This window comes from Arenibaculum sp., assembly GCF_035998295.1.
Taxonomy (GTDB): Bacteria; Pseudomonadota; Alphaproteobacteria; order Azospirillales; family Azospirillaceae; genus DASYHS01.
The window spans coordinates 1-10,774 of the sequence record NZ_DASYHS010000093.1 but is presented as its reverse complement, the minus strand read 5'-3'; the positions used below and the strand labels follow the sequence as shown (position 1 = coordinate 10,774).

14 protein-coding genes and 1 tRNA gene are annotated in these 10,774 nt (G+C 70.4%); 4 read left to right on the top strand and 11 right to left on the bottom strand.

Annotated elements, in window-relative coordinates:
* A partial coding sequence (locus VGO20_RS10450; RefSeq protein WP_327502274.1) for an NAD(P)-dependent oxidoreductase occupies nucleotides 1–981 on the top strand: 981 nt, incomplete at its 5' end.
* Between the two features lie 9 nt (nucleotides 982–990).
* The gene (locus VGO20_RS10445; RefSeq protein ID WP_327502273.1) at nucleotides 991–1,875 is read left to right on the top strand and encodes a LysR family transcriptional regulator; all 885 of its coding nucleotides are present in this window, start codon (nucleotides 991–993) and stop codon (nucleotides 1,873–1,875) included.
* On the opposite strand, the gene VGO20_RS10440 is transcribed toward VGO20_RS10445, so the two are convergent.
* The 3 genes from VGO20_RS10440 to cutA form a co-directional block, all read right to left on the bottom strand.
* The gene (locus VGO20_RS10440; protein WP_327502272.1) at nucleotides 1,820–3,205 is read right to left on the bottom strand and encodes a cation:proton antiporter; all 1,386 of its coding nucleotides are present in this window, start codon (nucleotides 3,203–3,205) and stop codon (nucleotides 1,820–1,822) included. The genes VGO20_RS10445 and VGO20_RS10440 overlap by 56 nt on opposite strands.
* A 226-nt stretch (nucleotides 3,206–3,431) precedes the next feature.
* Complete coding sequence (locus tag VGO20_RS10435; protein ID WP_327502271.1) at nucleotides 3,432–4,646, bottom strand: MFS transporter; 1,215 nt, start codon at nucleotides 4,644–4,646, stop codon at nucleotides 3,432–3,434.
* Between the two features lie 111 nt (nucleotides 4,647–4,757).
* Nucleotides 4,758–5,078 (bottom strand): divalent-cation tolerance protein CutA, encoded by a 321-nt coding sequence (cutA, locus tag VGO20_RS10430; RefSeq protein WP_327502270.1) that lies wholly within the window; start codon nucleotides 5,076–5,078, stop codon nucleotides 4,758–4,760.
* A gap of 117 nt (nucleotides 5,079–5,195) precedes the next feature.
* On the opposite strand from cutA, the gene VGO20_RS10425 reads away from it, so the two are divergent.
* Entirely contained in the window at nucleotides 5,196–5,489 is a 294-nt protein-coding gene (locus tag VGO20_RS10425) for a hypothetical protein (protein ID WP_327502269.1), read from the top strand.
* A 244-nt stretch (nucleotides 5,490–5,733) separates the two neighbouring features.
* On the opposite strand, the gene VGO20_RS10420 is transcribed toward VGO20_RS10425, so the two are convergent.
* From VGO20_RS10420 to VGO20_RS10385, 8 genes are all read right to left on the bottom strand, one after another.
* A tRNA-Pro gene (locus VGO20_RS10420) sits at nucleotides 5,734–5,810 on the bottom strand.
* Nucleotides 5,811–5,933: 123 nt separating this feature from the next.
* Nucleotides 5,934–6,395 carry a MerR family transcriptional regulator gene (locus VGO20_RS10415; RefSeq protein ID WP_327502268.1) on the bottom strand — a complete coding sequence of 154 codons (462 nt, stop codon included), beginning with the start codon at nucleotides 6,393–6,395 and terminating at the stop codon, nucleotides 5,934–5,936.
* Nucleotides 6,395–6,727, bottom strand: a complete 333-nt coding sequence (locus tag VGO20_RS10410; RefSeq protein WP_327502267.1) for an integration host factor subunit alpha — start codon at nucleotides 6,725–6,727, stop codon at nucleotides 6,395–6,397. Before VGO20_RS10410 ends, VGO20_RS10415 begins: the two co-directional genes overlap by 1 nt.
* A gap of 111 nt (nucleotides 6,728–6,838) precedes the next feature.
* Nucleotides 6,839–7,813, bottom strand: a complete 975-nt coding sequence (locus VGO20_RS10405; protein ID WP_327502266.1) for a beta-ketoacyl-ACP synthase III — start codon at nucleotides 7,811–7,813, stop codon at nucleotides 6,839–6,841.
* A 1-nt stretch (nucleotide 7,814) separates the two neighbouring features.
* Nucleotides 7,815–8,864, bottom strand: a complete 1,050-nt coding sequence (plsX, locus tag VGO20_RS10400) for a phosphate acyltransferase PlsX (RefSeq protein WP_327502265.1) — start codon at nucleotides 8,862–8,864, stop codon at nucleotides 7,815–7,817.
* A 34-nt stretch (nucleotides 8,865–8,898) separates the two neighbouring features.
* The gene (rpmF, locus tag VGO20_RS10395) at nucleotides 8,899–9,084 is read right to left on the bottom strand and encodes a 50S ribosomal protein L32 (RefSeq protein ID WP_327502264.1); all 186 of its coding nucleotides are present in this window, start codon (nucleotides 9,082–9,084) and stop codon (nucleotides 8,899–8,901) included.
* A 105-nt stretch (nucleotides 9,085–9,189) separates the two neighbouring features.
* A complete protein-coding gene (locus VGO20_RS10390; RefSeq protein ID WP_327502263.1) occupies nucleotides 9,190–9,744 on the bottom strand; it encodes a YceD family protein in 555 nt (184 codons plus the stop codon).
* A 69-nt stretch (nucleotides 9,745–9,813) separates the two neighbouring features.
* Nucleotides 9,814–10,356 carry a ubiquinol-cytochrome C chaperone family protein gene (locus VGO20_RS10385; protein WP_327502262.1) on the bottom strand — a complete coding sequence of 181 codons (543 nt, stop codon included), beginning with the start codon at nucleotides 10,354–10,356 and terminating at the stop codon, nucleotides 9,814–9,816.
* Between the two features lie 140 nt (nucleotides 10,357–10,496).
* On the opposite strand from VGO20_RS10385, the gene VGO20_RS10380 reads away from it, so the two are divergent.
* On the top strand, nucleotides 10,497–10,774 hold a 278-nt coding region (locus VGO20_RS10380; protein ID WP_327502261.1), incomplete at its 3' end, for an outer membrane protein assembly factor BamE.

Here is a 10,774-nt window from a genome sequence, read left to right as displayed (position 1 = left end):
AACTGGGTCCATCCCGAGGTCGTCGGCCTCCTCGCCGACCGGTTCGCGGTGGACGCCAACACGACGCACGAGCCCTGGCCGGCCGACGAGGTCCGGCGCCGCGCCGCCGATGCCGACGCCCTGCTGGCCTTCATGACCGATACCGTCGATGCCGGCTTCGTCGCGGCGTGCCCACGGCTGCGGATCGTGGCCTGCGCGCTGAAGGGCTTCGACAATTTCGACGTCGACGCCTGCACCCGGGCCGGGGTCTGGGTGTCCATCGTCCCCGACCTGCTGACCGCGCCGACGGCGGAATTGGCCGTCGGCCTCGCCATCGCGCTCGGCCGGCGCGTGCTGGACGGCGACCGCCTGATGCGTCGCGGCGACTTCGTGGGATGGCGGCCGCAGCTCTACGGCTCCGGCCTCGCCGGCAGCACGGTCGGCATCGCCGGGCTCGGCGCGGTGGGACAGGCGATCGCCCGCAGGCTGGCCGGTTTCGAGGCCAGGCTGATCGGCTACGACGCCCGGCCGCTGCCGGCGGAGACGAGCGCGGCGCTCGCGCTCGAACAGGTGGGATGGACGCGGCTGCTGGAGGAAAGCGACCTCGTCCTGCTGGCGCTGCCGCTGAACGACCAGACCCGCCATCTGCTCGGGCGCGAGGCGCTGGCGAACCTGAGGCCGGGATGCCTGGTCGTGAATGCCGGCCGCGGCTCGGTCGTCGACGAGGCGGCGGTGGCGGACGCGCTGGCGTCGGGCCGGCTGGGCGGCTACGCGGCGGACGTGTTCGAGATGGAGGACTGGGCGCTGGCCGACCGGCCGCGCCGCATCCCGCAGGCACTGCTCGACCGGACGGACCGCACGGTGTTCACGCCGCATCTCGGCTCGGCGGTCGACCGGGTGAGGCTGGACATCGCCCTTGCCGCAGCCCGCAACGTCGCCGCCGTGCTCGACGGCCGCGAGCCGCCCGACGCGGTCAACCGCCCGACGGCGCCGAGGCGCTGACGCCAAGCCATGCTCGACCTCGTGCACGTCGCGTCCTTCCTGGCGATCGTCGAAGACGGCAGCTTCCACGGCGCGGCCCGCAGGCTCGGCCTGGCGCAGCCGACCGTGTCGCAGCACCTGCGCAAGCTGGAGACCCATCTCGGGGCCTGCCTCGTGGAGCGCGGCGGCGAGCGCTGCCGCCCGACCGCCCAGGGCGCCGTCCTGCTGCCCTATGCCCGCAGCCTCGTCGCGGTGAGCCGGCAGGCGGAGAACGCGCTGGCCATGCGGCGCCTCACGGTCGCCGCCAGCGGCAATGTCGGTACCTACCTGCTGCCGCCCATCCTCGCCCGCTACGAGGAGCGGCCGGAACGGGCCGAGGTGGTGGTGCGGATCGGCACCAATCCCGATGCGCTGGAATGGCTGGACCGCGGCGAGGCGGACGTCGCCCTGACCGAGTGGTGGGACGGCCGGCCGGGGCTCTCGGCGGTGGCGTGGCGGCGCGAACGGCTGGTCGCCATCGTCCCGCCGGGCCATCCCTGGGCCGCGCGCGGCTCCGTCCCCGCCGGGGCCCTGCGGAACGCCCCGCTGATCGGCGGCGAGCCGGGGACGGGCACCGGGCGCGTCCTGCGCGACGCCTTCGGCCGGCTGGGCTACCTCCCGACGGTGTCGCGGCAGATGGGCACGACGGAGGGGGTGAAGCGCGCCGTGCAGGCCGGCCTCGGCGTCTCGCTGGTGCTGGAGGCGGCGGTCGCCGACGAGGCGCGCGCCGGCACCCTGGTGGCGCTGGACGTCGACGGCGTCCAGCTCGAGAAGACGCTGTACGCCTGCCATCGCGAGGGGCTGCCGGCGAGCTCCCCGATCATGGGCTTCGTGCGGGACGTCTGCGGCCCCGCGCCGCTCTCAACAGTCTCCTAGCCGCCGAAGGGATGGCTTGCCCAGGGGTGCCGCTCCCGGTCGTGGATGCCGCGGAGGCGATCCGGGAATTGCGGCGCCCGTCGAGCATCCGCATGACCGGCGTGACCGTGGTGCCATGCAGCACGATGGAGACGAGCACGATGAAGCTCGCCGCCGCCCATAGCGTTGCCGCCTCGCCCTCCCAGGTCGCCTCGTTGAACGCGTAGGCGAGGTAGTACATGGACCCGACGCCCCGGATCCCGAAGAAACCCACGACGAGCGTCTCGACCCGCGACCAGCCGAGATGCCGGAAAGCCAGAAAGGTCGCCAGCGGCCGGACCAGGAACAGGAAGATCAGTCCGGCCCCCGCCGCCGTCCAGGTCAGCGGCGCCATCAGCCCCTTGGCCAGCGCGCCGCCGAACAGCACCAGCACGACCATCATGAACAACCGCTCGATCTGCTCGGCGAAATCGTGCAATCGCTCGTGGTAGCTGTGGTTCCGCTCGGCCTGACGGAACGCGATGGCCGTCATGAAGACGGCAAGGAAGCCGTAGCCGTGCGCAAGCTCGGTCAGACCGTACGAGATGAAGGTCAGGGCGAGCGCGAGAAACCCGTCGCCGGTGCGCGACAGCTTCGACCGGTTCGGCAGGCGGAAGGTCACGTAGCCGAGGACGCGCCCGATCAGCCAGCCGATGACGAGGCCGGCAAAGAGCTTCCAGAAGACGTCCACCGCAATCCAATGAAGGATCCACTCCCCGTCCGGCCCGGTGCTCCCGGCTCCCCTGTGCGGCGTCGCGGCGCCGGAATGGAGCGCCACCGCCAGGGCCAGGTTCGTGAAGGGAAAAGCCAACCCGTCGTTGAGCCCGGCCTCGGAGGTCAGGCTGAACCGGACGTCGTCCTCCTCCCCCGATCTGGGCGGGCCGACCTGGACGTCCGACGCCAGCACCGGATCCGTCGGCGACAGGGCCGCCCCCAGCAGGATCGCGGCGCCGGCCGACAAGCCCATCATCCCCCAGCCGAGCAGGAACGCCCCGGCGATGCACAGCGGCATCACGATGCCGAGCAGGCGCCAGGTGGCCCGCCACGTATCGCGCGCCAGCGGCCGGTCGAGCTTCAGCCCGCATCCCATCAGCGCCACTATCACCAGCATCTCGGTCAGGCGCTCGGTGATCTCCGGGTAGAGCAGAGGATGTGGCTCGTCGTCCGGCACGACGAAGGCGAAGGCGAGATAGCCGATCGCGACGCAGGCGATCGGCAATGACAGCGGCATTTCGCGCACCAGCATGGGCAGCCAGGCGACGAGCAGGATCAGCAGGCCGGCTGCGACGAGCACGAGAATGTAGGGGTCCATGGGGATGGCGGTGTTCCTGACCGGGCGGAAAGCTCCGACTGGTGTGAACAGCCGCGGCTCCTGAACCTCCCCGATCAGCCGACTGCCTGCCCCGCGGTCGTATTCCGGCTACGAATCCGGAGCCTAGAGCGGATTGAGGTTCATCCTGAACCTCAATCCGCTCCTACCCTGTTGATTCTAGATCGGATTCACGCGGACGGGCGTTCACGCCCGCCCGCGATCCGATCTAGTCCCCGGCGCCGGCGGGTGCGGCGACCGGAGCGGTCAGCGCCTCCCGCTCGGCCGGCAGCAGCAGCGCGGCGACGAAAGCGGCGGCGGCGAGAGCGCCCAGCGCCACGAACAGCCAGTAGAATCCGCCGCCCAGGCCGTACATCCAGGCGACGACCTGCACGCCCAGCGGCGCCACGCCAAAGGACAGGACGAACTTGGCCCCGAAGGCGGTGCCCCGGTACTTGGCCGGCGTGTAGCGCGCCAGCAGGAGGTTCTCGGCCGGGATCTGAAGGCTGCCGGCGAACACCATGATGGTGGCCACGACCAGTAGCGGCAGTCCGGACAGGTCGGCGACGAAGACCAGCAGCGGCACCTGCACCAGCAGGCACAGCACGTAGACCGGCTTCAGCGGGAAACGGTCGCAGAGCATGCCGCCGATGAACTGGGAACCGCTCGCGATCAGGAACACCAGCGTCACGAGGCCGCCGATGCTGAACACGTCGTCGCCGGCGAAGCCGCCCAGGCGCTCCTCGAACCATTTCGGCATCGCGGTCACCGTCGACTGGAAGATCAGCCCGGCGCAGACCATGGTCACCGACAGCGCGATGAAGGCCCGCACCACGTCGCCATGGGCCGGCGCCGGCTGCGGTCTCGCGTCCCGCCCGACGTCCTGGACGATGCCGGCCGCGACGCAGGCGCCGAGCAGGACGCCGACCGCGATCGAGAAGACGCCCGGGATCCAGAACGCCGCCCGCCAGTCGATCGCGGTGGTCAGGCCGCCGGCGACGACGGCCGCGGCCGCGATGCCGAGGCTGCCGAAGATGCCCAGCACGCCCATGGCCTGGCCGCGGTTGGTCGCGTTCTTCACGAGCCAGGACAGGCCGACGGGGTGGTAGATCGACGCCCCGAGGCCGAGGACGGCCAGCGAGACGCCGAGCGACAGCGTGCCCTGCGACAGGCCGGCCGCGACGGCGCCGGCCCCCGTCAGCAGGAAGAACAGCACCATCATCCTGGCGTCGCTCCAGCGGTCGCCGAGCCAGCCGGCGAGCGGCGCCCCCAGCCCGACCAGCAGCGAGCCCGCCGTCCACAGCGGCAGCAGTTCCTCGTACGGCATCGACCAGTCGCGGACCAGGCCCAGCACGATCGTCAGGTAGAGCGCCGTCAGCACGTGCATCACCGCATGCCCGACGCATGAGAAGGCGACCGACAGCCGCGCGGAAAGGCTGGACATACCACACTCCGGAGCCGGGAATTGCGCAAAGCGTCTCACGAGGGCCCCGGGCCGGCAACCCGGAGCGGCGCATGCCCGCCATGCGGGCACACGGCTGGTCGGTGGACCCGTTCAGGCGGGCGCCGTCTGCTCGCCGATCCAGGCCAGGTAGCCGGCGTCGCCGGACTGTACCGGCAGCGCCACGATGCAGGGACAGTCGTAGGAGTGCAGCTCGCGTACGCGCCCCGCCAGCCGGTCGAACCCCGCGGCCGTGGTCTTCGCGATCATGACGACCTCGGAGGCCTCCTCGACCGCGCCCTGCCAGCGATAGACCGAACGCATGCCCTCGATCAGGTTCACGCAGGCCGCGTGCCGCTCCTCGACCAGCGCCCGGGCGATCCGCCGCGCCTCATCCGCGGAGCCTGCGGTCATGTAGACGAACAGCGCGTCCATGCTCCCTCCTCCTTCCCATGACTCTCGACGTGCCTCCGGACCCGTGGGTCCTTGGCCTGCCTTCGCCCCTGCCGTATCATGCTACGCCAACGAGGTAACGGACCACGACGACCGAAGATGCCTACTCCCAGGAACAAGCCATCGGCACCCGCCCCGACGCGCCGCCAGATCCAATGGCTCAGGCGCGGGATCGGCCAGCCCGGGGGAAAGCTCCCCCTGTTCGACGACAAGGGCCAGCATGTGGGCCTCAAGCTGGTCGAGGCGTGCATCAAGGCGGGATGGGTCGAGCGCTGGTTCGAGAACCCGCTGAAGCCGGACTGGCTCGTCTGCCGCCTGACGGACACCGGACGCGGACTCCTCGCCACCGTGCAACCGGTGGGGAAAGTGTCGAATCCCGTGCATCGGGCTTGACATAATGCCGCAGGAAAGGCGATAAACGCGCTGGCTCGAGCATGGCCCGAGTTTAGGGAGTGAATGGCCCGCAACTGGGCTCGCCATAAAGAAGACGCCGGGCAAACCGGCGGTCGCAACGGCCCCTCGCGGGCCGTTCGGCGTTTGAAGACGACCTCTCCGACCGCAGGCCGACGTACAGCAGGCCGACCACCCCGTCGAGCATGCCGAACTCCGTGCGACGACGAGGATGCCCGGGGGAAATTGGTCGGAGCGGCGGGATTCGAACCCACGACCCCTAGCGCCCCATGCTAGTGCGCTACCTGGCTGCGCCACGCTCCGACCGTGCCGCCGCACCGGCCGAGGTCCGGCCGGGTGACGCGGGCGGGACTATAGCGACCCGCCCCTTGCCACGCAATCGCCGTACGCCCCCTTTTGCGCTCAAAGTTGGGGATAAATCGCCGGTCAGGTTTCGCCGCGGCCGAGCAGGGCGCGCAGCGCGATCAACTCGTCCAGCACTTCGCGCAGCTCGGCCCGCCGCGCCTCGTCGAGCGGCGGGCGCGGCGCGGCGGCGACCCCGGCCTCCGCCTCGCCGGGCTCCAGCAGGTCGGGCTCTACCTGATCCTGCTCCACCCCTTCCGTCTCGGTCGTCCGCGTCTCGCGCAGGAGCCGCTGCACGCCCTTGATCGTGTAGCCTTCGCGGTAGAGCAGGCTCTGGATCCGGCGCAGCAGGTCGACGTCCTCGGGACGATAATAGCGCCGTCCGCCACCCCGCTTCAGCGGCCGGATCTGCGGGAACTTGGTCTCCCAGAAGCGCAGGACGTGCTGCGGCACGTCCAGTTCCGCCGACACCTCGCTTATGGTGCGGAACGCCGCGGCCGACTTGACGACCGGCCGGGGCCTGGGATCGGGATGGGTGGCTGCCATCAGGAGGCGACTTCGCTGGCCGACGGATCGGAACCGGCAAGCGTCTCGTTGATCCGGTCCTTCAGCACGTGGCTGGCCCGGAACACCAGGACGCGCCGGGGGAGGATCGGCACTTCCTCCCCGGTCTTGGGATTTCGGCCCACGCGCTTGCCCTTCTGGCGCACGGCGAAGCTGCCGAAGGACGATATCTTGACCATCTCGCCGCGCGCCAGCGCCTCGGAGATCTCCTCGAGGACGGTCTCGACCAGATCGGCGGACTCGTTCCTGGAGAGCCCGACCTCCTGATAGACGGCCTCGCTGAGCTGCGCCCGGGTGACGGTGTCCTGGGACATGACGCCGGTCCTCTCCCCAATGGTCCATGCGAACCGTAATCTCCGGGAGATTATGCGTCAATTACAAAGAGTTGGCGGCCGTCCTTAAACCGTGCGGCGGTTCTTTGCCCACTACATGCGGACCAGCGACGCGCCCCAGGTCAGGCCGCCGCCCATCGCCTCCATCAGCACGAGCTGTCCGGGCCTGATGCGGCCGTCGTTCACCGCCTCGGCCAGGGCCAGCGGGATGGACGCCGCCGAGGTGTTGCCGTGATGGTCGACGGTCAGGACGATCTTGTCGACCGGCAGCGCCAGCTTGCGGGCGGTGCTGTCGATGATGCGGCGATTGGCCTGGTGCGGCACCAGCCAGTCGATGTCGGCCGGGCGCAGGCCGTTGGCGTGCAACGCCTCCTCGACGACCTCGGCGAGCCGCGTCACCGCGTGGCGGAACACCTCCTGGCCGGACATGCGCAGATGCCCGGTGGTCTGGGTCGAGGAAGGCCCGCCGTCCACCCACAGCAGCCCGTAATGCTGCCCCTCGGAGTGCAGATGCGTCGACAGGATGCCGCGGTCGGCGTTGCCGCCGGTCCCCTCGGTCGCCTGCAGCACGACGGCGCCGGCGCCGTCGCCGAACAGGACGCAGGTCGTCCGGTCGTTCCAGTCCAGCAGGCGCGAGAACGTCTCGGCCCCGATCACCAGCGCGTTGCGCGCCTGGCCGAGGCGGATGAAGTTGTCGGCGATGGCAAGCGCGTAGACGAAGCCCGAGCAGACCGCCTGGACGTCGAACGCCGCCCCGCCCCTCATGCCGAGCGCCGCCTGCACCTTGGTCGCCGTCGCCGGGAAGGTGTTGTCGGGGGTCGCCGTCGCCAGCACGATCAGGTCGAGCGCCTCGCCCGGCATGCCCGCGGCCGCCAGCGCCTCGCGGGCGGCCGCCAGCGCCAGGTCGGAGGTCAGCTCGCCCGGGGCCGCGATGTGGCGCGACTTGATGCCGGTGCGCTGGGTGATCCACTCGTCCGAGGTGTCGACCCGCTTCGCGAGGTCGTCGTTGGTCATGACCTGGCTCGGCAGGTAGGAGCCGCAGCCCACGATGCAGGAACGTCGGACCATGTCAGATGGCTGCCGCTTTGGGGTCGGGGAGCGGGGAACTGCCGATGCGGCCCAGCTCCTGCTTGATCTTGTCGTTGAACCCGTGCGAGGCGAGGTCGACGCCGACGCAGACCGCGTTGGCGAACCCGGTGGCATCCGTGCCGCCGTGGCTCTTGACGCACAGGCCCTGGAGGCCGAGGAACATCGCGCCGTTGTAGCGGCGGGGGTCGGTCCGCTGCCTCAGCTTCCTGAAGGAGCGGCTCGCCAGCAGATAGCCCATGCGTGCCATCGCCGTGGACCGGAAGGTCTGGCGCAGGAACTCCGCGAACAGCTTGGCCGTGCCCTCGGCGGTCTTCAGGGCCACGTTCCCGGTGAAGCCGTCGGTGACCACGACGTCCACGGTGCCGGTGGCGATGTCGTCGCCCTCGATGAAGCCGTGGAACCTGCCCGGCAGCGGCATCGCGCGCAGCTGCGTCGCCGCGTTGCGGATCGCCTCGTGCCCCTTCAGCTCTTCCGAGCCGATGTTCAGCAGGCCGATCGACGGCTCCTCGAGGCCGAGCACGGTGCGCGCGAACACGGCGCCCATCACCGAGAACTCGACGAGGTTGCGCGCGTCGCAGTCGATGTTGGCGCCGAGATCCAGCATCACGCTCTCACCCCTCAAGGTCGGGATGAAGGAGGCGATCGCCGGCCGGTCGATGCCCGGCAGGGTCTTCAGCACGAACTTCGCCATGGCCATCAGCGCGCCGGTATTGCCGGCCGACACGATGCACGCGGCCTCGCCGCGGGCCACCGCGTCGATCGCGAGCCGCATGCTGGACTCGCGTCCCGTGCGCAGCGCGGTCGACGGCTTGGCGTCGTTGCCGATCGCCTGCGGCGCGTGGCGGATCGAGGACACGGCCTTCAGCCCGGGAAGCCGGTCGAGCAGCGGGGCGATGCGCTGCTCGTCGCCGAAGAACAGGAACTGGACGTTCGGGCAGCGCTCGCGGGCCTCGTCGGCGCCCGCGATCACCATGTCGGGCGCGTGGTCGCCACCCATGGCATCGAGGGCGATGGTCAGGGGCGCGCTCACCGGAACCGTACTCCTCGTGCCATGGAGCGCCGGGTCAGGCAGCGGTCGAGGTTTCCACCACTTCGCGGCCGTCGTACTGGCCGCATGCGCCGCAGACGTGATGCGGGCGCTTCAGCTCGCCGCAGCTCTTGCACTCGGCGTAGGCACCCGCCGTCAGCGCGTGGTGCGACCGCCGCATGTTGCGCCGCGACTTCGAGGTCTTCTTCTTGGGAACAGCCATGACGGAATACTCTCAACGATTCTATAAAGGCGGCTCGCGGGAGCCGCCTGAAGCGAGCCGCTTCAATACAAGAACGGCCCGCCCAGGGCAAGCCGAACCTTCGATCTAATGTGACCGCTTCAGCTTCGCAAGAGCGGCGAAGGGATTTCGGCGTTCCTCGCCCTCCTCTTGCGTCTTTGCTTCGGGCGCTTCCTCCTCGTTGCCGACGAAGGGCACGCCCGGCGCGCGCGGATAGGGGTCGAGCGACAGCGAGAGGTTCTGCGCGACCATCTCCCCCAGGTCGATGCGGCCGTTCTCGATCGGCTCGGGCATGCCCTCCAGCACGGCGAGGTCGACCTCCTCGTCGGGATCGAATTCCGGCACGAGATGGGGCGGCGCGAACAGCTCCTCGAAGCTGTCCTGCACCCGGCCGCGGACGGGCTCGAGCGTCACGACGCAGGCCTGGACCACGTCGGCGTCGATCTCGCCGCTCACCTCGACCATCTCGCCGCCGCGCACCCGGCGCAGGCGCAAGGTCGCGGACAGCCGGTCGATCGCGAGCAGTTCCAGCCGCCGCGCCAGCTCCCGAAGCTCGTCCGGCTTCGCCTCTATCGTGCGGACAAGGCCGTCGGGCGCGATCGTGGTGACGTCGACCGGGCGGGAGAACTCGGGCTGGGACATGGATGCCTCGGCTTTCTGAACAGGGTCGTACCGGGATTCAACACCGGTGTCGGGAAAGGGTGTCGGCCGTCACGGCGCGGGCGGCGGGCCGAAGCGGACATCGCCCGCGAGCAGTGCTTCGACCGGCATCCGCGCCAGCGCATCGGCCTCGCGGCGGACATAGGCGGCCATCCGTTCCAGCGCCTCGGGCGGCACGTGGACGGTGCCGAACAGGTTGTTGTCGAGCGCCACGCGCAGCTTGCGGCCGCCCTCCGCCTCGGCGAGGCCGGCATCGTAGGCGTCGAACCGCCCATAGAGGCCGTCCATCATCGCACGGATGCGCTTGCCGACCGCGAGGTCGCCGACGCCCAACTCGCGCAGGCTCGCGTCCAGGTCGGCGAACAGGGCATCCACGAGCCCGCGCGCCGCCGCCTCGGCGGCCTCGCCCCGCCCCTTCAGGTGGCGCATCACCAGGAACAGGTGCAGCGCGATCATGTCGAAGCGGCCGTCCAGCGTGTCCGGCACTCCGCCATGCTCGTAGAATTCCGGCCGGCGCGCCTGGCGCAGGACGGCGGCAAACAGGCTTCCGCCGACCCGGTCGGCCGGCCTGGACCCGAACAGACCCCTCAGCAAGGCTGGGCTCCCGGTTTGCGTGACGTTGACAGGAAGAACCGCGCGATGCGATTGTCGCCAGCACATAGGGCCGGCCGGCGCCGGCGTCAATCGACGTCGCGTACGCGAGACGGCCGCCACGGACCGCATACCGGGCACGAATGGCCAAGGAAACTCGAAAACTGCTGCTCGCCGCAGGCGCCATGCTGGCGCTGGCCGCGTGCAGCCCGACCGTCAACACGCGCGGCAACCTCCTGGAAGCCGACCGGCTGGCGCAGGTCCAGCCGGGTACGAGCACCCAGGACGACGTCGCCGCCCTCCTCGGGAGCCCCTCCTCCGTCGGCACCTTCGACCCGAACGTCTGGTACTATATCGGCCAGCGCACGGAGAAGACCGCGTTCTTCCGGCCCGACGTCGCCGAGCGCAAGGTGGTCGTCCT

What these genes read in the sequence shown, in the direction of transcription:
- VGO20_RS10405 (WP_327502266.1), bottom strand. Translation starts at nt 7,813, where the DNA reads ATGGTCCGACGTTCCTGCATCGTGGGCTGCGGCTCCTACCTGCCGAGC.
- VGO20_RS10415 (WP_327502268.1), bottom strand. Translation starts at nt 6,395, where the DNA reads ATGGCAGCCACCCATCCCGATCCCAGGCCCCGGCCGGTCGTCAAGTCG.
- VGO20_RS10440 (WP_327502272.1), bottom strand. Translation starts at nt 3,205, where the DNA reads ATGGACCCCTACATTCTCGTGCTCGTCGCAGCCGGCCTGCTGATCCTG.
- VGO20_RS10410 (WP_327502267.1), bottom strand. Translation starts at nt 6,727, where the DNA reads ATGTCCCAGGACACCGTCACCCGGGCGCAGCTCAGCGAGGCCGTCTAT.
- rpmF (WP_327502264.1), bottom strand. Translation starts at nt 9,084, where the DNA reads ATGGCTGTTCCCAAGAAGAAGACCTCGAAGTCGCGGCGCAACATGCGG.
- VGO20_RS10445 (WP_327502273.1), top strand. Translation starts at nt 991, where the DNA reads ATGCTCGACCTCGTGCACGTCGCGTCCTTCCTGGCGATCGTCGAAGAC.
- VGO20_RS10390 (WP_327502263.1), bottom strand. Translation starts at nt 9,744, where the DNA reads ATGTCCCAGCCCGAGTTCTCCCGCCCGGTCGACGTCACCACGATCGCG.
- cutA (WP_327502270.1), bottom strand. Translation starts at nt 5,078, where the DNA reads ATGGACGCGCTGTTCGTCTACATGACCGCAGGCTCCGCGGATGAGGCG.
- VGO20_RS10425 (WP_327502269.1), top strand. Translation starts at nt 5,196, where the DNA reads ATGCCTACTCCCAGGAACAAGCCATCGGCACCCGCCCCGACGCGCCGC.
- VGO20_RS10435 (WP_327502271.1), bottom strand. Translation starts at nt 4,646, where the DNA reads ATGTCCAGCCTTTCCGCGCGGCTGTCGGTCGCCTTCTCATGCGTCGGG.